The organism is Sphingomonas sp. DG1-23, assembly GCF_030730875.1.
GTDB lineage: Bacteria > Pseudomonadota > Alphaproteobacteria > Sphingomonadales > Sphingomonadaceae > Sphingomonas.
In genome coordinates this window covers 556948-577619 of record NZ_JAVAMA010000001.1, presented here as the reverse complement: position 1 = coordinate 577619, position 20672 = coordinate 556948, and the positions used below count along the sequence as shown (strand labels likewise).

Sequence of the window (20672 nt, the reverse complement as noted above, 5' to 3'; positions counted from 1 at the left end):
ATGCGTCATGCCGCAAGCCAAGCCGATCATTCCCGTCATCCTCTCGGGAGGATCGGGGACCCGGCTGTGGCCGCTGTCGCGCCCCGAGCAGCCCAAGCAATTGTTGCCGCTGACCGCCGAGCAGACCATGCTGCAATTGACTGCGCTGCGGGCCGCCGGCGAGCGCTTCGCCCGGCCGATCATCGTGGCGAATGCCGCGCATGCCGATCAGGTCGAGGCGCAGCTCGCCGAGGTGACGACCGACGCGCAGGCGCTGATCCTCGAGCCCGCTGGCCGCAACACCGCGCCTGCGATCGCGCTTGCCGCGATTGCGGCGGGCGGCGGAAGCGATCCGATCCTCGTAATGCCGTCGGACCATGTGATCGCCGATGTCGACGCGTTCCACGCGGCGATCCACGCGGCGCTTCCGCTCGTCGAGGAGGGGTGGCTGGCGACCTTCGGCATCGCCCCCGATGCCCCCGAGACCGGCTATGGCTGGATCAAGGTGGGCGAGCGGCTGGCCGAGGGCGTCCACCGGGTCGAACGCTTCGTCGAGAAGCCGCCGCATGACAAGGCCGAAGCGATGCTCGCTGCCGGCGATCATGCATGGAACGGCGGCATCTTCCTGTTCCGCGCCGACATGTATCTGGGCGCATTGAGCGTCTATGCGCCCGAGATGCTGGTCGCGGCGCAGCAGGCGATGGATAAGGCGCGGACCGAGGGCGCGCGCATCTGGCCCGACGCCGAGGCCTTTGCGAAATCGCCGTCGGATTCGATCGATTATGCGGTGATGGAGAAGGCGCCGCGCGTGGCGGTGGTCCCCGTCGCGATGGGTTGGAGCGACGTCGGCAGCTGGGACGCGCTCCACGCGATCAGCGACGCCGATAGCGACGGGAACGTAAGTCGCGGCGAAGTGATCGCGATCGACACCGCGAACTGCCTCGTGCGCAGCGAACCGGGCAAGCGGGTGGCGCTGGTCGGGGTTCGCGATCTGATCGTGGTGGCGGCCGGCGACGATGTGATCGTGCTGCCGCGCGGCCGCAGCCAGGAGGTCCGCAAGATCGTCGAGGCGCTCAAGCCGTGACGCGCGGGCGGGTGCGGCACAAGGCTGCGCTCGCGGCGCTGGACGGGAAGGCGGTTCCCGCTCCCGAGGTTTGCGGGCTCTGCGGTCGGCCGCTCGGGACGCGGACCGAATGGCACCATGTCGTGCCGAAGAGCGAGGGTGGGCGCGACACCGTCCCGCTCCACCCGATCTGCCACCGCATCATCCATGCGACGGCGTCGAACGCCGAGCTCGCGCGGTCGTACCCGACGCTCGATGCATTGCGTGAACGGGCGGACATCCGCCGCTTCATCGCATGGATAGCGGGCAAGCCGCCCGATTTCCATGCGCCGACGCGGCGGAAACCGGGTCAGGCGAGCAAGGCCTCGGCCTGATCGAGCGTGTCCCTGAAGCTGGCGACGAGCGCCTGATACGGCGCGGGCGTCGCCATATCGAGCCCGGCACGCTTGAGGATGTCGACCGGATAGTCCGAGCCGCCCGCCTTCAGCACCGACAGATAATTGTCGCGCTCCTTCGGTCCGCCCTTCAGGATCGCCTGGGCAAACCAGGTCGCCGCGGCGATGCAGGTGGCGTACTGATAGACATAGAAGCTGTTGTAGAAGTGCGGGATGAACGCCCATTCGTTTCCGTAGGACGCTTCCAGCTTCATGTTCGGGCCGTGATAGCGCTTGAGCAGGTCGAAATAGACGCTGGTGAACTTGCTGCCCGACAGGCCTTCACCCGCCTCGGCGAGATCATGCGCCTTGAGCTCGAACTCCGCGAACATCGTCTGGCGGAAGAAGGTGCCGCGGAAATTCTCCATCTGCTGGCCGAGATAGAAGAGCTTCTCCTCCTTCGTCTTCGCGTTCTTCAGCATCTGGGCCACGAGCAATTGCTCGTTGAGCGTCGAGGCGATCTCGGCGAGGAAGATCGGGTAATCGGCCTTCTCGAACGGCTGCGCCGCATTGGCGAGCAGCGAATGGAGCGCATGCCCCCATTCGTGCGCATAAGTGCTCAGCCCGTCATATTTCTCGCTGAGGTTGAGCAGCAGATAGGGATGCACTTCGTACGCGCCGGGATTCATGTATGCGCCGGGGCGCTTGCCCTCGCGCGGCCACGGATCCATCCATTTCGCCGCAGTCGCCCTGGCGATACGTGCCTGATAATCCGGGCCGAGCGGCTTGACCGCCTCGAGCGTCAGCGTGCGCATCTGATCGAGGCTGAACGGGCGATCGAGCGACACCAGAGGCGGGTAGATGTCCCAATAGCCGAGGTCGGGAAGCTTGAGCATCCGCCGCCGCAGATCGAAATAGCGATGCAGCTGCGGCAGGCCCTTGTTGGTCTCCGATACCAGCGTGCGATAGACCGCCTCCGGCACGTTGTTGCCCGAAAGCGCGGCGGCGAGCGAGGTCGGATACTTGCGTGCCTTGGCGTAGAAGATGTCGCCCTTGACCTTGGCGTTGTAGGTCGCGCCGAACGAGTTCTGGAATTTGCCGTGCGCAGTCCAGAAGGCGTCGAACACCGCCTTGCGGTCGGCACGGTTCGGCGCGTCGCGGTTGAGCGTATAGCCTTGGCTGTCGAGGCGGACTTCCTTGCCCGTCGACAATTTGATCGTCGGCCACGGGATGTCCGACGAGCGCAGCTGGCCCGAAATGTCGCCGGGCGCCTGAAGCGGTGCGCCGGCGCTGGCGAGAAGTGCCTCGCCTTCGGGCGACAGCGTGTGTTCGGCCTGGCGGACGATATTGGCGAGATAGAAGTCGAAGCGCGTCTTGAGCGCCGGATTGGCGGCGACGAAGCCATCGATCTTCGGTTTGCCCGCTGCGATGATCTCTGGCGCGAACCATGCGGTCGCCTCGCCGAACGCCGTGTAGAGGTCGATCGCCTGCGCCTGTTTCTCCTGCCAGGCGGCGACGCGAACGTCCTCGTCGCCCTTCAGGCTGACATAGGTGTAGACCCGGCCGATCGTCTTGCCGAGATCGGACTGGAGCGTCAGCGCCTCGGCCAGCACCTGTGCGCTCTCGCCGAGCCGGCCCTTATACCGGGCGATGGCCGGGAGGGCGGCCAGCGCGCCTTTGCGAGCCGCGTCCCACGCGGCCTCGTCCGGATAGATCTCGGTGAGGTCCCAGGCGGCGGCGCCCTGGGCGTTGCCCTGCGCCCAGCCGGGGGCGGACATTGCGAGAGTCGCGAGCGCGCCTGCAGCCAGCGCGTCGCGGCGAGTCAATTCGGTCATTCACGGCTTCCCCGAAGAGAGCGCCGATGGTTCGGCGCCTGGTTTGAAGCCGGCAATCTGTCGCGCTTTTCAAGCCAAGGAAAGCGTTTGTTGCCTTAGGGAGCCAACACACCCCGGCCGGCGGCGCCACGGCGCACGTCGCGATATTCGGCGCGGGAGATCACTACCCAGTCGCGCTTGGCGCGGCGACGCATCGGCGTCCCGCAGAAGCGGCACTTGCTGACGAAACGCTCGTCGTTTCCGGCGCGCTCGATATGCTTCTCCGAACGCTCGTGCCTGCCGCCGAAGCAGCGCACGCGCCCGGCAAACCAACTAAACACCTATGCGACCTCTTCTTTATTTCCGGAGCCCCGACTTCCTGATCCGGCTGCCGGGGTCAAGCTCCGCGATCCGGGTTCGTCGCAAAAATTGCCCGGAAAAGCAAAAGGGCCGGGTTTCCCCGGCCCTTCGCATGGTCAATGATCGGAAGGACTTAGAAGTCCATGCCGCCCATACCGCCCATGCCGCCGCCGCCCATGGGCATGGCGGGCTTGTCTTCCGGCAGCTCGCTCACCGCCGCTTCGGTGGTGATTAGCAGGCCGGCGACCGAGGCCGCGTTCTGCAGCGCGGTACGGACGACCTTGGTCGGGTCGATCACGCCGGCCGCAACCAGGTTCTCATAAGTGTCGGTCGACGCGTTGAAGCCGAACGACGTGTCGGTCTGGTCGAGCAGCTTGCCCGAGACGACCGCACCGTCATGACCGGCGTTCTGGGCGATCTGGCGAACCAGCGCAGTGAGCGAACGACGAACGATGTCGATGCCGCGGGTCTGGTCCTCGTTGGCGCCTTCGAGGCCGTCGATCGCCTTGGTCGCGTACAGCAGAGCCGTGCCGCCACCGGGGACGATGCCTTCCTCGACTGCCGCGCGAGTCGCGTGCAGCGCATCGTCGACGCGGTCCTTGCGCTCCTTGACCTCAACTTCCGAAGCGCCGCCGACCTTGATCACGGCAACGCCGCCGGCGAGCTTGGCGAGACGCTCCTGGAGCTTCTCACGGTCGTAATCGCTGGTGGTGTTCTCGATCTGCTGGCGGATCGCGTCGGTGCGGCCCTTGATCGCATCGGCTTCACCCGCACCGTCGACGATGGTGGTGTTGTCCTTGTCGATCGAGACGCGCTTGGCGGTGCCGAGCATGCCCAGAGTCACGGTCTCGAGCTTGATGCCGAGGTCTTCCGAGATGACTTCGCCCTTGGTGAGGATCGCGATGTCCTCGAGCATCGCCTTGCGGCGATCGCCGAAGCCCGGTGCCTTGACCGCTGCGACCTTGAGGCCGCCGCGCAGCTTGTTGACGACGAGCGTGGCGAGAGCCTCGCCCTCGATGTCCTCGGCGATGATCAGCAGCGGACGGCCCGACTGGACGACCGCTTCGAGGATCGGAAGCATCGCCTGCAGGTTCGACAGCTTCTTCTCGTGGATCAGGATGTACGGATCGTTGAGTTCGACCGTCATCTTGTCCGGGTTGGTGATGAAGTAAGGCGACAGATAGCCGCGGTCGAACTGCATGCCCTCGACGACGTCGAGCTCGAATTCGAGACCCTTCGCCTCTTCGACGGTGATCACGCCTTCCTTGCCGACCTTCTCCATCGCTTCGGCGATCTTCTCGCCGACGACGGTGTCGCCATTGGCCGAGATGATGCCGACCTGGGCGATTTCGTTGGTGCCCGAAACCGGCTTCGAGCGCGCCTTGATGTCGTCGACGACCTTGGCGACGGCGAGATCGATGCCGCGCTTGAGATCCATCGGATTCATGCCGGCCGCAACCGACTTCATGCCCTCGCGAACGATCGCCTGGGCGAGCACAGTCGCGGTGGTGGTGCCGTCACCGGCGACGTCGTTGGTCTTCGAAGCGACCTCGCGGACCATCTGCGCGCCCATGTTCTCGAACTTGTCCTTGAGTTCGATTTCCTTGGCGACGGTGACGCCGTCCTTGGTGATGCGCGGTGCGCCGAACGACTTGTCGATCACGACGTTGCGGCCCTTCGGTCCGAGCGTGACCTTGACTGCGTCGGCGAGGATGTCGACGCCGCGCAGGATGCGTTCACGCGCGTCGCGGCTGAATTTCACGTCCTTGGCTGCCATGTTGGCTACCCTTTCGAATCTGGAAGTTTAGAAAGTTGCGGTCCTGGCGAGGTTCAGCCGACGATCCCGAGGATGTCGCTTTCCTTCATGATGAGGAGGTCCTCACCATTGACCTTGACCTCGGTGCCCGACCATTTGCCGAACAGGATGCGGTCGCCGGCCTTGACGTCGAGCGGCGTCACCTTGCCGTCTTCGGACTTGGCGCCCGAACCGGCGGCTACGACTTCGCCTTCCTGCGGCTTTTCCTTGGCGGTGTCGGGGATGATGATCCCGCCGGCGGTCTTTTCCTCGGCTTCGACGCGGCGGACGAGCACGCGGTCGTGCAACGGACGGAAGTTCATTGCGCTGCGATCCTTTGTCAGGTTGAACAGGGTTTGGCACTCACCTTTCGCGAGTGCTAACGTATGGGGATATGCGTAGGACCGCGGGATTCGTCAACCGGTTCGCGCGCTAAATCTTTCGACCTTCGCACACGCGACGATGCGCTTGCTCCTCGCGGGCGCGCCGGCCTGGTTCAGCCCCGGGTGGCGAGCAGGCGGCGGAGTGCGGCGTCGACGCTGGGAAAGGTCTCGTTGACGTCGCTCGACACCTTGTCGCGAAGGACCGGGTTGCTGCCGTCGAGATCGACCGTGAACAAGTCGATGTCGGTCTCTCCGAGCACGAGATAGCGGGCGTGGCCCGGCCCCTCGCGCCACAATTTGTTGGCAGCGACGAGGCCCTGCCAGAAGCCGCCGGGACCCGGGTTCGCCTCGCTCTGCGCGCTGCCGTAGAGAACGAGGCCGTCGAAATCCACGCCGTCCGAGCGGCGCAGCAGGGCGGCATAATCTTCCGGCAGGGTGGCGCCGAATTCGCGCTGAAGCGCGCCGCGCAACACGCCGATCCGTGCCTCGTCGGCGCCCGCCTGGACGGTCTCGCCGATTGCCACCTGTGCGTCGCGCGCCGCCATTATCACTGCATCCATGCCTTCGTCTCCGGCCATCGGCGTTCAGCGTCCCGTGCAGTCGATCACGGGGCGGGAGGATAGACGAAGCCGCGGGGGATCGGGAAGTCCACCTGGCGGCTCTGCCCGACGGTGAGATCGCCGACCAAGGTGCGCTGGGCATTGGTGAGCGCGATATGGTGCGGATCGTTCCTGATCAGCACGAGATTGTCGAAGCTGTTGGTGCCGCCGTCGTCGAGCGGAAGCTTGTGATGGACCTGCCAGCCCTGCGGCACCCGGCCGGTGGCGATCCGGTCGATCGCAGCCTGATCGAGCCCGGCGCGGCGCAGCGCGTCGACCTTGGCCGGATCGCCGGCGAGGTCGCGCAGGAAATCGCCGCGCACGGTCGAATCGAAGTCCTTGCGCAGCGCCGCATATTCGACGCGGTCGCGCTTCACGTAATTGACCGGGACCGAGTCGATTCCACGCAGACTGACGCTCTGCCCGCGGACGGTGCCGGTGTAGAGGCCCTCATCGGCCTGCCGCGCGCTCGCGCCGAAGAACTCGTCGAGCTGGCCCTTCATGCGATTGAGCGCGTCGCGTGCGCTGGCGGGGAGCGCGTCGATCGCGCCCCGCGGGATGGCGTCGACGGCGTTCTTGACTTGTCGCAACGCGGGCTCGAGCGCGCCGCGCAGCGCCGGATTGGCGACCACCGCGGCAACCGAGTCGCTGATCGTCTGCGCCCATTTGCCGACCTTGCCGGCTTTGGCGGCGTCGCCGAGATAGGGGAGGATTCCGGCGGCGGAGAGCACGCCGTTGAGCGCATGACCGCCGGCATCGCCGAAATCGCCGGAGAAGAGCGAGCCGATCGCCCGGCCCGCCGAGATGATCGTGTTGCTGCCGTCGGAAAAAGGCGTCGGCTCGATGATCCCGGTGATGTCGAGCGCGAGCTGGGTGAGATCGAGCCCGAGCTGGACCGGATCGGGGCCGGCGTCGTTCGCCGGAGTCGGCGGCGTGGCGCTGCCGCCTTCGAGCGCGCGGGCGAGTTCGCCGCGCTCGACCGGCGTCAGATTGCGGTCGATCTCGGCTTCGACCCAGCCCGCGGCTTGCGGATTCTCCTGGCGGACGCGTTCGACGCTGGCGGCGAGGCCCTGCACGTCGACGCCGCCGCCGGGGAGGCGGTTCGCGCTGAGCGCGAGCTGGGCTTGCGTGGCGAGCTGCGGCGACGGCGGACCGATCGGGTTTTCCGTAGTGGAGCGGGCGGGGTCGACCATGCGGGTCTCCGTGTCTTGCACGCCGATTTTAGTCCGGACCGCGGCGGGCGGCTGTAGTCGATTCGGTTACGGCTCTTCTCCCTCTCCCCGCTTGCGGGGAGAGGGTCGGGGAGAGGGGGCTATCGAGACGGCATTGCACTTGCCCCTCTCCCCGAGGGGGAGAGGGAGTTTTTGCACCGCGTTGTCGATCGGACGGAACAGGCGTACAATCCTTCCGCCGGGGATATCGAAGGAGCGCGTCATGACTGTCGCTCGTATCCATGCTGTCGAGCGCCCTGCGGAGGCGTATCCGGTCCGCACGATCACCACTGCCGATCTGCGTGCCGCGCTTCGCAAAGGCTGGTCGGACTTTCTCCAGCACCGCGGCGACCTGCTGTTCGTCGGAATCATCTATCCGCTGGTCGGGTTCGCGGCGGCGGCGATCGCGCTGCAGGATACGCTCATTCCCTTGTTCTTCCCGATCGCCGCGGGCGTCGGGCTGATGGGGCCGGCCGTGGCCGGCGGCTTCTACGAACTGGCGCGGCGGCGCGAGCAGGGGCTCGATTCGGGCTGGTCGCATTTCTTCGACGTGGTGCGGCGGCCTTCGTTCGACGCGTTCCTCGCGGTCGGGGCGCTGCTGCTCATGCTGTTCTTCGCGTGGCTGGCGGTCGCTGCCGGGCTCTATGTCGCGGTGATGGGGGTCGCCGCGCCCGGGAGCGTGGCGGCGTTCGCGACTCGATTGTTCACCACGCCCGAGGGCTGGACGCTGATCGTGCTCGGCAATCTCGCTGGACTGTGCTTCTCGGCGGCGGTGCTGACGGTGAGCGTGGTCGCGATGCCGATGCTGATCGACAAGGACGTCGATGCGCGGACCGCGATCCATACGTCGCGGATGGCGGTGATGGCCAACAAGGGCGTGATGGTCCGCTGGGGTCTGCTCGTCGCGGCGTTGCTGGTGGCGGGGTCGATCCCGTTCTTCGTCGGGCTCGCGGTGGTGCTGCCGGTGCTCGGCTATGCGACGTGGCACCTCTACACAAGGCTGGTGGCGCGCTGATCCTGCGGCCTGTATTGGCTAAATAACACACGAGCCGTTTACTCGCCTTGCGCCATCCGGTAGCAGAAGGGCGCAATCGAGGAGCGGTGCCAAGTGAAACTGGTTCGGGGCGCGTGGAAGATTTTGGTCGGGATCAAGGACTTTCTGGTCCTGGTCCTGATGTTGTTGTTCTTCGCCGCTTTGTTTGCGGCGCTCTCGTACAAGCCCAACAAGGCCGCGGTGAGTGACGGCGCATTGGTCGTCGCGCTCGACGGGGCGCTGGTCGAGCAGCCCGAAGAGGCCGATCCCTTCGCCAATCTCGGCGGTGGCGAAGTGACCAAACAGCATCGCCTCCGCGACGTGCTGCGCGCGCTCGAGACGGCGCGGACCGACGACCGGGTCAAGGCCGTCGTGCTCGATCTCGACCGTTTCATGGGCGGCTATCCGGCGGCGGTTACCGAAGTGGCGGACGCGGTGGGCAGGGTCCGCGCGAGCGGCAAGAAGGTGCTGGCCTATGCGACGGGCTATACCGACGACGGCTATGCGCTCGCCGCCAATGCCAGCGAGATCTGGGTCAATCCGCTCGGCGGCACCTTGTTCGCCGGGCCGGGCGGCACCCAGCTCTATTACAAGGGGCTGATGGACAAGCTCGGCGTCAATGCGCACGTCTACAAGGTCGGCAAGTTCAAGTCGGCGGTCGAGCCCTATATCCGCAGCGACATGTCGCCCGAGGCGCGCGCCGCCAACGACGCGCTGTACGGCACGCTGTTCGCCCAGTGGCGCGAAGGCGTCGCCAAGGCGCGGCCCAAGGCGCGGATCGCCGACTATCTCGCCAAGCCCGACGAAGTCGTCGTCGGCGCGCGCGGCGACATCGCCGCGTCGAACCTCGCTTACGGGCTGGTCGACAAGGTCGGCGACCGGCTGGCGTTCGGCAAGCGCGTCGCCGAGATCGCGGGCGCGCCCACGGGCAAGCCGGCGGGAAGCTTCAAGACGATCAAGCTCGCCGACTGGGTCGCCGCCAATCCGGCGCCGACCGGGGGCGACGCGATCGGGGTGATCACCGTCGCCGGCGAGATCGTCGACGGCAAGGCAGGGCCCGGCCATGCCGGCGGCGACAGCGTGAGCGCGCTGCTGCTCAAGGGGCTCGCCGAAAAGAAACTGAAGGCTCTCGTGGTGCGGGTCGATTCGCCCGGCGGTTCGGCGATGGCATCGGAGCAGATCCGCCAGGCGATCCTGCAGGCCAAGGCACAGGGGCTGCCGGTCGTTGTCTCGATGGGCAGCCTCGCGGCGAGCGGCGGCTATTGGGTGTCGACCGCGGGCGACACGATCTTCGCCGAACCGGGCACGATCACCGGGTCGATTGGCATCTTCGGGGTACTGCCGTCGTTCGAGAACAGCCTCGCCAAGATCGGCGTGACCACCGACGGGGTGCGCACCACGCCGCTTTCGGGCCAGCCCGACGTGATGGGCGGGATCAATCCGGTCACCGATCGGATCCTGCAGGCGGCGATCGAGAGCGGCTATGGACGCTTCGTCAATCTGGTCGCGCAATCGCGTAAGCTGACGCCGCAACGGGTCGACGAGATCGGGCAGGGCCGGGTGTGGATCGGCGGGGTCGCGCACCAGCTGAAGCTGGTCGATCGCTTCGGCGGGATCGACGCGGCGATCGCCGAGGCGGCACGGCGCGCCAAGCTCGATCCAGCCAAGGTGCATGCCCTCTATCTCGAAAAGGCGCCGAGCGCGTGGATGCAGTTCGCGGCATCGCTGGCGGGCGGCGACAAGGACGACGAGGATTGGGCGGACCAGCCCGCGGGGGCCGATCTCTACGGCCGCATCGCGCTGGAGCGGCGGGCATTGCTCGGCCAGGCGCTGGGCGATGCGCGGCGCCTGGCATTGGGCGGGTCGGTGCAGGCGCGCTGCCTCGAATGCGCGGGGCTGGCGCCCGCGATGGTGCGGGCGGAGGACAAGAGCCTGCTCGATCTGCTGATCGCGAGGATCGGACTGTGATCGCGATCCGGCCGGCAACGCCCGAGGATGCCGCGTCGATCGCGGCGATCTATGCGCCGCACGTGCTGACCGGCACCGCCTCGTTCGAGATCGAGCCGCCCGACGCGCGGGCGATGCGGACGCGAATGGCGGCGAACGACGGGCTCTATCCGTGGATGGTCGCGACCACCGGCGATCCCGATGGCGGGGTGATCGGCTATGCCTATGCCGGCAAGTTCCGCGATCGGCCGGCCTATCGCTATGTCTGCGAGACGTCGATCTACCTCACCGACGCGTCGAGCGGTTCGGGAGTGGGGCGGCTGCTCTACGAAGCGCTGATCGACACGCTGCGCGCGCAGGGCTTCGTCCATGCCATCGGCGCGATCACCTTGCCCAACGATCGCTCGATCCGGCTGCACGAGGCCACCGGCTTTCGCCGCGCCGGGGTCTATCGCGAAGTCGGCTTCAAGCACGGCCAATGGATCGACGTCGGCTTCTGGCAATGCGAGCTCAACGCGCCTGCCGTGCCGCCGGTGGAGCCGAAGAAGTTCAGCGACATCGGCGTGGTGCGGGCCTAAGGCTTCCTTCCCTCCCCCGACCCCTCCCGTTACCGGAGGAGTCGGGGGAGGGGGTAGCGGTTAGTGCCCGCCGCGGTACGCGGGCAGATGCAATTTCCAGACGATCGCCGCGGCCCGCAGCGCGAAGCCCGCGGCGGCGGCGATCAGGCCGGCGGCGAGCGGCGTGAGGCCGGCGAGGCTCAGCGCGACATAGACTGTCGAGGCGAGCGCCGCGGCAGTGACGTAGAGCTCGGGCCGCATCAGGATCGAGGGTTCGCCGACCAGCACGTCGCGGATGATCCCGCCGACACAGGCGGTCATCACGCCCATCAGAGCGGCGGGAACCGGCGGGATGCCGTAACCGAGCGATTTGGCGGCACCGAACGCGGCGTAAGCGGCGAGGCCAAGGGCGTCGAGCCAGTCGAAGGTCTTGTCGCTCCACCACCGCTGGGGGGTGAACCAGATCGCGGCGGCGACGGCGAGGATCAGAACCGCGACGGTGGCGTCGTGGACCCAGAAGACCGGCGCGCCGATCAGCAGATCGCGCACCGTGCCGCCGCCGACTCCGGTGATCAGCGCGAAGAAGGCGCAGGTGACGAAGGTCTGGGCGCGCCGCGTCGCGGAGAGCGCGCCGGTCGCGGCGAACACCGCGATGCCGAACAGATCGAGCACGGGGAGGATCGGGCCGATCTGGGTGGCGACCTGGACTTGCATGCGGCCTTGTCTCCTGTCGGCGCGGAGAGGTCAAACGCGGGGTGGCGACATCCGACGCACTGCGGCATTAGGGGGGGCATGGAACGGACTGAATCGCCGTTGATCGCCGTCGCCGTCTGTCTCGCCGCGCTTGCGGGTTTCGTCGACGCGCTCGCTTTCACCAGCCTCGGCGGCTTCTTCGCCTCGTTCATGAGCGGCAATTCGACGCGGCTCGGCGTCGGGCTGGGTCAGGGGATCGGCGGCGACGCGACGATGGCCGCCGGGCTGATCCTGAGCTTCGTCGGCGGGGTGATCGTGTCGAGCGTGCTCGTCCGCGCCGCGAGCGAACGGCACAAGGCGGCGGTGATGGCCGTGGTCACGGTGCTGCTGACCTTGGCGGCGATCGTCGCGAGCATATCGCCCGGGCCGTTCGTGCTCGTCCTGCTCGCCGCGGCGATGGGCACCGAGAATGGCGTGTTCAACCGCGACGGCGAAGTGACGATCGGACTGACCTACATGACCGGGTCATTGGTGCGGATCGGCCAGAAGCTCGCCGGCGCGCTGATGGGCGATCGCGACCGCTGGGGCTGGGTGCCCTATCTGGCGCTGTGGCTCGGCTTCCTCGCGGGCGCGGTGTCGGGCGCGGCGAGCCAGTTGCGCTGGGGCTGGAACGCCTTGTGGCTGGCGGCGCTGATCGCGGCAGCGCTGACCATCGCGATCGCGCGCCTCACGGGCTGGCGCGGGTACGTATCAGCCGATATCCGGCCCCGGCCTTCGCCGGGGAGCGATGTCGACGGCTAAGGCCTGGGGTGGCTGTCGGAGCGTTGCATCCGCCCGTTCAGACCATGGATCGTCAGCTCGGTATATTGGTGCTGGCTGATCGGCCGGGCATAACCCTCGGCCTCGACCTTGGTGGTGGTGACATGGCTGGCGCGTGCGCCGCCGTCGCGCTTGACCTGCCATCCGTCGGGATGCGGCATCACGCGGTGGGTGTCTCGGGACATGATGAGTCTCCTTTACGGAAGATCAACGTGCCTTGCCGCGACATGGACTCGCGGGCGGGGACGAGGCGTGGCTGCTACCAGCCGAACCGGTCGCGCATCGCTCGGGCTGCTTTCGGATCCATCCGCGCGATCAGCACCCGCATCGTCGCGCCGCCGACCAGAGTACCGGCGCGCCAATATGCCCAATCGATCACTTTCCTGTCGGGAACGCTGACCTGCTGGTCCTTGGCGAAGCCGGCGGTCAGCGGCGTGTTGAGCAGGCGCGCGACGGTCATATCGCCCTTGTGCGAGACGATTTCGGCCCAGATCAGTTCGGAGGGGCCGGCGGGGCGCAGATCATATTTGATCATGAACCCGCCTTCGTCGGGGCCGGGCGCGGTCGCATGGCCGAAGAAGACGGGAAGGCCGGCGCGGGCTTTGGCGATCGCCGCGGCCATTTCCGGGTCGCCGGCGGGGACCGCGACCGTCGCATCCTGAGCAGACGCCGGCAGTGGCGGGACCAGCAGAAACAGAACAACAGCGACGCGGTAAAGCCGCGTCGTCGGTCGGCGCTTTGGCGCCGCCGGCCGGCCGGGCCCAATGCGCTCGCGATTAGCTCCGCTAATCCCGTCGCCGGCCCGGCGCATCAGATGTGGATCGGCTTGCCGAGCACGCCCATCGCCGCTTCCTTGATCGCCTCGCTATGCGTCGGATGCGCGTGGCAGGTATAGGCGATGTCCTCGCTGGTCGCGCCGAACTCCATCGCCTGCGCGACCTGCGCGATCATCGTGCCGGCGACGCTGGTGATGATCCACGCGCCGAGCACGCGGTCGGTCTTCGCATCGGCGATGACCTTCACCCAGCCGGTGGTGTCGTCGATCGCCTTGGCCCGGCTGTTGCCCGCCATCGGGAACTTGCCGACCTTGATCTCGCCCTTTTCCTTCGCCTGCTCCTCGGTGAGGCCGACGCCGGCGATTTCGGGGTGGGTGTAGACCACCGACGGGATCACGTCGTGGTTCACGATGCCGGTGAGTCCGGCGATGTTCTCGGCGACCGCGATGCCTTCGTCCTCGGCCTTGTGCGCGAGCATCGGGCCGGGGATGACGTCGCCGATGGCCCAGACGCCGTCTACCTTGGTACGGAAGCTGTGATCGGTCTCGATCTGGCCGCGCTTGTTCACTTCGAGCGCGATCTTGTCGAGGCCGAGGCCGTCGGTGTTGGGCTTGCGGCCGATCGAGACGAGCACCGCATCGGCCTCGATCGTCTCGGCAGCGCCGCCCGCGGCGGGCTCCACCGTCACGGTCGCCTTGCCATTATTGACGGCGACGCCGGTGACCTTGGTCGAAAGCTTGATCTCCATTCCCTGTTTCTTGAAGATCTTGGCGGCTTCTTTGCGCACCTCGCCGTCCATGCCGGGGAGCAATTGGTCGAGGAACTCGACCACGGTGACCCTGGCGCCGAGGCGCTGCCAGACCGAGCCCAATTCGAGCCCGATCACGCCGCCGCCGATCACGACCAGATGCTCGGGGACCTTCTCCAGCGCGATCGCGCCGGTGGAATCGACGACCACCTTCTGGTCGATTGCGACGCCCGGGAGCGGCGTGACCGACGAGCCGGTGGCGATGACCACGTTCTTCGCGGTGACCTTGCGGTCGCCGACCTGCACGGTGTGCGCGTCGACGAAGGTGCCGAGGCCCTTCACCCACTCGACCTTGTTCTTCTTGAACAGGAACTCGATGCCGCCGGTCAGGCCCTTCACCGCCTTGTCCTTGTCGGCCATCATCGCGGGGAGGTCGAGCTCGACCGAGCCGAGCTTGACGCCATGCTTCGCCAGCGCGCCCGAAGCGGCCTCGTGGAACAGCTCGGAGGCGTTGAGCAACGCCTTGGACGGGATGCAGCCGACATTGAGGCAGGTGCCGCCCAAAGTCTCGCGGCTCTCGACGCAGCCGGTCCTGAGCCCGAGCTGCGCGGCGCGGATCGCGGCGACATAGCCGCCGGGGCCGGAGCCGATCACGAGGACGTCGAAGTCGTAAGTTCCGTCAGCCATCTCAACCCTTCCGTGCTCCGGCGAAGGCCGGAGCGTTGGGCAGCAGGACGAATCGCTTGCCGCCAAAGCTCCGGCCTTCGCCGGAGCACATTACAATATTAGGCCGCCTTCGCCGGAGTGCGGTTCAAAGCAGCGTGTCGGACAAGTCCCGCCACTCGGGATTGCGCTCTTCGATCAGCCTTATCTTCCACGCACGGATGCCACTTCTTCATTCGGTACTCGCAGGCGCGGGCGTCCTGCAGGTCGTCGAAATATTCGTACCAGACGAGCAATATGCAACCGTTCGCCTTCGAATGCCCCTCGATTACGCCGTTGCGGTGCTCCCACGCGCGCTTTGGCAAGTCGCTCGTCGCACCCAGATACGTCTTCCCGGGGCGGTGGTTCGCCATCAGGTAGGCGCATCCTGATTTCACCTTTCCGCGCCTCCCGTGCTCCGGTGAAGGCCGGAGCGTTGGAAGCCGTCGACATTCGTGTCTTCTCCAGCGCTCCGGCCTTCGCCGGAGCACAAGGGGTTGTTTCCGCGCCTTACAGGTCGATCAGCAGCCGGGTCGGGTCCTCGATCGCGTTCTTGAGCGCGACGAGGAACGTCACCGCCTCGCGGCCGTCGATCAGGCGGTGGTCGTAGCTGAGCGCCAGATACATCATCGGGCGAACCACGACCTGGCCGTCGCGGACCACCGGACGGTCCTCGATGCGGTGCAGGCCGAGCACTGCCGACTGGGGCGGGTTGATGATGGGAGTCGACATCAGCGAGCCGAACACGCCGCCGTTCGAGATGGTGAAGGTACCGCCCTTCATCTCTTCCATCTTGAGCGTGCCTTCCTTGGCGCGCTTGCCGAAATCGCCGATGGTCTTCTCGATCCCGGCGACCGACAGATCCTGCGCGTCGCGGATGACCGGCACGACGAGGCCCTGCGGCGCGGAGACCGCGACCGAGATGTCGGCATAATCGTGATAGACGATCTCCTCGCCGTCGATCGACGCATTGACCGACGGGATGTCGCGCAACGCCTGCACCGCGGCCTTCACGAAGAAGCCCATGAAGCCCAGCCGGACGCCGTGCTTCTTCTCGAACAGATCCTTGTACTTCGTCCGCGCGGCGATGACTTCGGTCATGTCGACGTCGTTGAACGTCGTCAGCATCGCGGCGGTGTTCTGAGCCTCCTTGAGGCGCTTGGCGACGGTCTGGCGCAGGCGCGTCATGCGGACGCGCTCTTCCTTGCGGCCGCCCGCCGAAGCGGGGACGGCAGGCGCCGCGGTCGGCGCGGGCGCGGCGGCGGGCTTGGCGGCAGCCGCGGCGACAACGTCGTCCTTGGTCAGGCGGCCATCCTTGCCGGTGCCCTGCACGGTCGAAGGGTCGACGCCGGTCTCGAGCACCGCGCGGCGTACCGACGGCGACAGCGCCGCGGCGTCCGCGCCGCGCTCGCGGACCTGCTCGCCGGGGCCGGTCTGCTCGCCAGTGGTGGTCGGCGCGGGGGCCGCCGGAGCCGAAGCCGGGGCAGGCGCTGCCGCGCCGGTGCCGCCCTCGCCGATCGTCGCGATCACCGCGCCGACCGCGACGGTGTCGCCGACCTTGACCAATTGGTCGCCCATCACGCCTGCGACGGGCGAGGGGACCTCGACCGAGACCTTGTCGGTCTCGAGGCTGGCGATCGGCTCGTCGAGCTTGACCGGGTCGCCCGGGTTCTTGAGCCACTCACCCAAGGTGGCTTCGGTGATCGACTCACCCAGAACTGGAACCTTGACGTCTGCCATCTTGTCTACCTCGTCATCCCGGCGAAAGCCGGGACCTCATGGTGTTGTACTCTATCGCCCGAGATCCCGGCCTTGGCCGGGATGACGAGAATTACGACTTCCGCGTCCGCCGGATTTCCTCGCGGACGCTGTGACCGAGCGCTTCGGCGACGAGCGCCCCCTGCTCGGCGGTGTGGCGCTTCATCAGGCCGGTGGCGGGCGATGCCGCCGCGGCGCGGCCGGCATAACGCGGACGCTGCGGCTTGACTCCGGCATCGATCAGGCACTGCTCGATGAACGGCTCGACGAAGAACCAATATCCGTTGTTCTTCGGCTCTTCCTGCGCCCAGATCACCTCTTCGAGGTTGGTCATGCGCTTGAGACGCACGGTGAGCGGCTCGCCCGGGAAGGGATAGAGCTGCTCGATCCGGACGATCGCGGTGTTCTTGTCGCCTGCTGCGTCGCGTGCCTCGATCAGGTCGTAGGCGACCTTGCCGCTGCACAGAACGAGCCGCTTCACGTCCTGATCGGCCGGCGCGCTGGGGTCCGACAGGATGCGCTTGAAGTGCGTATCGCCGATGAAATCCTCGGCCTTCGACACCGCCATCTTGTGGCGGAGCAGCGACTTGGGAGTCATCTGCACCAGAGGCTTGCGGAAGTTGCGATGCATCTGGCGGCGCAGCAGGTGGAAATAATTCGACGGGGTCGTGATGTTGACCACCTGCATATTGTCCTGCGCGCACAGCTGGAGGAAACGCTCGGGACGTGCCGAGCTGTGCTCGGGACCCTGGCCTTCATAGCCGTGCGGCAGCAGCATCACGAGCCCGTTGGCGCGCAGCCACTTGGCCTCGCCCGACGCGATGAACTGGTCGATCATGATCTGCGCGCCGTTGACGAAATCGCCGAACTGCGCCTCCCAGAGCACCAGCGCCTTGGGATCGGCCGAGGCATAGCCATACTCGAAGCCGAGCACGCCATATTCGCTGAGCGGGCTGTCGAGCACTTCGAAATTGCCGTGCGGAATCGTCTGGAGCGGCACATATTTGTGCTCGTCCTTCTGATCGACCCAGACGGCGTGACGCTGGCTGAACGTGCCGCGACCCGAATCCTGCCCCGAGAGGCGGACGCCGAAGCCTTCGGAGAGCAAAGCGCCGAACGCGAGCGCCTCGCCGGTCGCCCAGTCGAAATTCTCGCCCGACTTGAACATCTCGCGCTTGGCGTCGAGCACGCGGCCGAGCGTCTTGTGGATCTCGAGGTCGGCGGGGACCTCGGTCAGCGTGCGGCCGAGGCTGTCGAACAATTTCTTCTCGATGCCGGTATCGACGCTGCGCCGCGCGGTCTCGGCATCGACCGGCGCGCCGAGGCCCGACCAGCGGCCGGCGAACCAGTCGGCCTTGTTGGGCAGATAGGACTTGCCCGCCTCGAACTCGCCTTCGAGCAAATTGGTGAACTGCGTGGTCTTTTCGTCGACGAAGCCCTGATCGGCGACGCCCTCGGCGGCGAGGCGCTTCGCATAGACTTCGCTCACCGGCGGGTGCTGCTTGATCTTGGCGTACATCAAGGGCTGGGTGAACGAGGGCTCGTCGCCTTCGTTGTGGCCGAAGCGGCGATAGCACCACATGTCGATCACGACGTCGCGCTTGAACTTCTGGCGGAACTCGATCGCGACCTTGCAGGCGAAGGTCACAGCCTCGGGATCGTCGCCGTTGACGTGGAGGATCGGCGCCTGGACGCCCTTGGCAACGTCCGACGGATAGGGCGAGGAGCGCGCGAATTGCGGGCTCGTCGTGAAGCCGATCTGGTTGTTGATGACGAAGTGGATGCAGCCGCCGGTATTGTAGCCGCGGATACCCGAGAAGCCGAGGCACTCCCAGACGATGCCCTGGCCGGCAAAAGCGGCGTCGCCGTGGATGAGGACGGGGAGGACCTGCTCATGCTCGGCGAGATCGCTGCGCAGCGTCTGGAGCGCGCGCGACTTGCCGAGGACGACGGGATTGACCGCCTCGAGGTGCGAGGGATTGGCGACCAGCGACATATGGACGCTGATTCCGTCGAATTCGCGATCGGTGCTGGTGCCGAGATGGTATTTCACGTCGCCCGAGCCGGCGACGTCGTCGGGATTGGCGCTGCCGCCGCCGAATTCGTGGAAGATCACGCGAAACGGCTTGGCCATCACGTTGGCGAGGACGTTCAACCGGCCGCGATGCGCCATGCCGTAGACGATCTCGCGGATGCCGAGCTGGCCGCCATATTTGATTACCGCCTCGAGCGCGGGGATCATCGATTCGCCGCCGTCGAGCCCGAAGCGCTTGGTGCCGACATATTTCTTGCCGAGGAAGCGCTCCCACTGCTCGGCTTCGATCACCTTGGAAAGGATCGCCTTCTTGCCGTCGGGCGTGAACTGGATGGCCTTGTCCTTGCCCTCCATCCGCTCCTGGAGGAACCGCCGCTCCTCGACATCGGCGATGTGCATATATTCGAGGCCGACATTGCCGCAATAATTGGCGCGCAGGATGTCGACGATCTCGCGGACCGTGGCGAATTGCAGGCCGAGCACGCCGCCGAGATAGATCGGGCGATCGAGATCGCTGTCGGGGAAGCCGTGATATTCGGTGCGCAGATCTTCGGGCAGATCCTGGCGGGCAAGGCCGAGCGGATCGAGATTGGCGGCGAGGTGCCCGCGCACCCGATAGGTGCGGATCAGCAGCATCGCGCGGATCGAATCGCCGGCCGCCTTGACGATGTCGTCCTGCGAGGGGGCCGCCGCTACGGGCTTGGCCGCGGCGCCGGGCCTGGCCGGCTTCGGTGCGGGCTCCATCTGGGTCGGATCGAGCCCGGCGGTGAGCGCGTCGGTATCGGTCAGCGGCCAGCGCGGATTGGCCCAGCTCGGGCTGGAAGCGGTGTTCTCGAGGCCCTCGAACCATTGCCGCCAGCCCGGCTCGATCGCATTGGGATCGGTCTGGTAGCGGCGGTACAATGTCTCGACGAAGGCGGGGCTCACGCCGCCGGCGATGTCGTCGAAGTCGAGGCCCTCATAGCCCATAACGTCTCTTCCTCTTTTCCCTCTCCCCTTGTGGGAGAGGGAGGGGCCCATCGCGCCAGCGATGGGGGGTGAGGGGGATTTTGGAAACGAAGTCCCCCTCATCCAACTCCGGCCAGGCAGCAAGCTGCAAGCCTTCGCATCCTTCTCCCACAAGGGGAGAAGGTTTGTTTAACCCTTCAGCACCTCGACCAGCGTCTCGCCGAGCAGCGAGGGGCTGGCCGAGACGCGGATTCCGGCGGCTTCCATCGCCGCGATCTTGCTCTCGGCGTCGCCCTTGCCGCCCGACACGATCGCGCCGGCATGACCCATGCGGCGGCCCGGAGGCGCAGTGCGGCCCGCGATGAAACCGGCCATCGGCTTCTTGCGGCCGCGCTTCGCCTCGTCGATCAGGAACTGCGCGGCCTGCTCCTCGGCGTCGCCGCCGATCTCGCCGATCATGATGATCGACTTGGTCGCTTCGTCCGCGAGGAACAGTTCGAGCACGTCGATGAAGTTGGTGCCGTTGACCGGGTCGCCGCCGATGCCCACCGCAGTGGTCTGGCCGAGCCCGGCATTGGTGGTCTGGAACACGGCTTCATAGGTAAGCGTGCCCGAACGGCTTACAACGCCGACGCTGCCCTTGGAGAAGATGCTGCCCGGCATGATGCCGATCTTGCACTCGCCGGGGGTGAGCACGCCGGGGCAGTTCGGGCCGATCAGCCGCGACTTCGAGCCGGAAAGCGCGCGCTTGACCTTGACCATGTCGAGCACGGGGATGCCTTCGGTAATCGCGACGATCAGCGGGATCTCGGCGTCGATCGCCTCGAGGATCGAGTCCGCGGCGAAGGGCGGCGGCACGTAGATCACCGACGCGTCGGCGCCGGTCTTCGACTTGGCCTCGGCGACGGTGTTGTACACCGGCAGCCCGAGATGCTCGGTACCGCCCTTGCCGGGCGTCACGCCGCCGACCATCTGCGTGCCGTATTCGAGCGCCGCCTTGGTGTGGAAGCTGCCGGTCTCCCCGGTCATGCCCTGGGTGATGACCTTGGTGTTCTTGTCGACGAGGATGCTCATCGGG

20 protein-coding genes are annotated in these 20672 nt (G+C 66.7%); 6 read left to right on the top strand and 14 right to left on the bottom strand.

The window, feature by feature from the left end:
- Positions 1–7: 7 nt before the first annotated feature.
- Positions 8–1063, top strand: coding sequence for a mannose-1-phosphate guanylyltransferase/mannose-6-phosphate isomerase (locus tag Q9Q95_RS02635; protein ID WP_306093504.1), 1056 nt, complete (start codon positions 8–10; stop codon positions 1061–1063).
- An 11-nt stretch (positions 1064–1074) separates the two neighbouring features.
- Positions 1075–1416: an HNH endonuclease signature motif containing protein gene (locus tag Q9Q95_RS02630; RefSeq protein WP_306093646.1), complete on the top strand. Its 342-nt coding sequence runs from the start codon at positions 1075–1077 to the stop codon at positions 1414–1416.
- Here Q9Q95_RS02630 and pepF read toward each other — a convergent pair.
- The 6 genes from pepF to Q9Q95_RS02600 all read right to left on the bottom strand — a co-directional run bounded on the left by pepF (position 1392) and on the right by Q9Q95_RS02600 (position 7560).
- On the bottom strand, positions 1392–3251 hold the full coding sequence (pepF, locus tag Q9Q95_RS02625) for an oligoendopeptidase F (RefSeq protein WP_306093503.1): 1860 nt from the start codon (positions 3249–3251) through the stop codon (positions 1392–1394). The two genes, Q9Q95_RS02630 and pepF, sit on opposite strands and share 25 nt — an antisense overlap.
- 95 nt (positions 3252–3346) lie before the next feature.
- The gene (locus tag Q9Q95_RS02620) at positions 3347–3571 is read right to left on the bottom strand and encodes a hypothetical protein (protein ID WP_306093502.1); all 225 of its coding nucleotides are present in this window, start codon (positions 3569–3571) and stop codon (positions 3347–3349) included.
- A gap of 152 nt (positions 3572–3723) precedes the next feature.
- Positions 3724–5367, bottom strand: a complete 1644-nt coding sequence (groL, locus tag Q9Q95_RS02615) for a chaperonin GroEL (protein WP_306093501.1) — start codon at positions 5365–5367, stop codon at positions 3724–3726.
- 53 nt (positions 5368–5420) lie between these two features.
- A complete protein-coding gene (groES, locus tag Q9Q95_RS02610; RefSeq protein ID WP_066590981.1) occupies positions 5421–5708 on the bottom strand; it encodes a co-chaperone GroES in 288 nt (95 codons plus the stop codon).
- A 173-nt stretch (positions 5709–5881) separates the two neighbouring features.
- Positions 5882–6328 (bottom strand): YrhA family protein, encoded by a 447-nt coding sequence (locus tag Q9Q95_RS02605; RefSeq protein WP_306093500.1) that lies wholly within the window; start codon positions 6326–6328, stop codon positions 5882–5884.
- A gap of 44 nt (positions 6329–6372) precedes the next feature.
- Positions 6373–7560, bottom strand: coding sequence for a hypothetical protein (locus Q9Q95_RS02600; RefSeq protein ID WP_306093499.1), 1188 nt, complete (start codon positions 7558–7560; stop codon positions 6373–6375).
- Positions 7561–7801: 241 nt separating this feature from the next.
- On the opposite strand from Q9Q95_RS02600, the gene Q9Q95_RS02595 reads away from it, so the two are divergent.
- From Q9Q95_RS02595 to Q9Q95_RS02585, 3 genes are all read left to right on the top strand, one after another.
- Entirely contained in the window at positions 7802–8593 is a 792-nt protein-coding gene (locus Q9Q95_RS02595) for a DUF2189 domain-containing protein (protein WP_306093498.1), read from the top strand.
- Positions 8594–8686: 93 nt separating this feature from the next.
- Positions 8687–10579, top strand: a complete 1893-nt coding sequence (gene sppA / locus Q9Q95_RS02590; protein WP_306093497.1) for a signal peptide peptidase SppA — start codon at positions 8687–8689, stop codon at positions 10577–10579.
- Complete coding sequence (locus tag Q9Q95_RS02585) at positions 10576–11136, top strand: GNAT family N-acetyltransferase (RefSeq protein WP_306093496.1); 561 nt, start codon at positions 10576–10578, stop codon at positions 11134–11136. Before sppA ends, Q9Q95_RS02585 begins: the two co-directional genes overlap by 4 nt.
- A 60-nt stretch (positions 11137–11196) precedes the next feature.
- Here the strand turns inward: Q9Q95_RS02585 and Q9Q95_RS02580 are convergent, their stop codons facing one another.
- On the bottom strand, positions 11197–11829 hold the full coding sequence (locus tag Q9Q95_RS02580) for a trimeric intracellular cation channel family protein (RefSeq protein WP_306093495.1): 633 nt from the start codon (positions 11827–11829) through the stop codon (positions 11197–11199).
- Between the two features lie 78 nt (positions 11830–11907).
- Here Q9Q95_RS02580 and Q9Q95_RS02575 point away from each other — a divergent pair, with 78 nt between their 5' ends.
- A complete protein-coding gene (locus Q9Q95_RS02575; protein ID WP_306093494.1) occupies positions 11908–12609 on the top strand; it encodes a YoaK family protein in 702 nt (233 codons plus the stop codon).
- On the opposite strand, the gene Q9Q95_RS02570 is transcribed toward Q9Q95_RS02575, so the two are convergent.
- The 7 genes from Q9Q95_RS02570 to sucD form a co-directional block, all read right to left on the bottom strand.
- A complete protein-coding gene (locus Q9Q95_RS02570) occupies positions 12606–12812 on the bottom strand; it encodes a DUF2188 domain-containing protein (RefSeq protein ID WP_306093493.1) in 207 nt (68 codons plus the stop codon). The genes Q9Q95_RS02575 and Q9Q95_RS02570 overlap by 4 nt on opposite strands.
- 74 nt (positions 12813–12886) lie before the next feature.
- Positions 12887–13249: a DUF2314 domain-containing protein gene (locus Q9Q95_RS02565; protein WP_306093492.1), complete on the bottom strand. Its 363-nt coding sequence runs from the start codon at positions 13247–13249 to the stop codon at positions 12887–12889.
- Between the two features lie 188 nt (positions 13250–13437).
- Positions 13438–14838: a dihydrolipoyl dehydrogenase gene (gene lpdA, locus Q9Q95_RS02560; protein WP_306093491.1), complete on the bottom strand. Its 1401-nt coding sequence runs from the start codon at positions 14836–14838 to the stop codon at positions 13438–13440.
- A 98-nt stretch (positions 14839–14936) separates the two neighbouring features.
- Positions 14937–15227: a GIY-YIG nuclease family protein gene (locus Q9Q95_RS02555; RefSeq protein WP_371876664.1), complete on the bottom strand. Its 291-nt coding sequence runs from the start codon at positions 15225–15227 to the stop codon at positions 14937–14939.
- A 136-nt stretch (positions 15228–15363) separates the two neighbouring features.
- Positions 15364–16593 (bottom strand): 2-oxoglutarate dehydrogenase complex dihydrolipoyllysine-residue succinyltransferase, encoded by a 1230-nt coding sequence (gene odhB / locus Q9Q95_RS02550; protein ID WP_306093490.1) that lies wholly within the window; start codon positions 16591–16593, stop codon positions 15364–15366.
- A 91-nt stretch (positions 16594–16684) separates the two neighbouring features.
- Entirely contained in the window at positions 16685–19615 is a 2931-nt protein-coding gene (locus tag Q9Q95_RS02545; RefSeq protein WP_306093489.1) for a 2-oxoglutarate dehydrogenase E1 component, read from the bottom strand.
- Positions 19616–19783: 168 nt separating this feature from the next.
- A complete protein-coding gene (sucD, locus tag Q9Q95_RS02540; RefSeq protein ID WP_306093488.1) occupies positions 19784–20668 on the bottom strand; it encodes a succinate--CoA ligase subunit alpha in 885 nt (294 codons plus the stop codon).
- Positions 20669–20672: the final 4 nt, after the last annotated feature.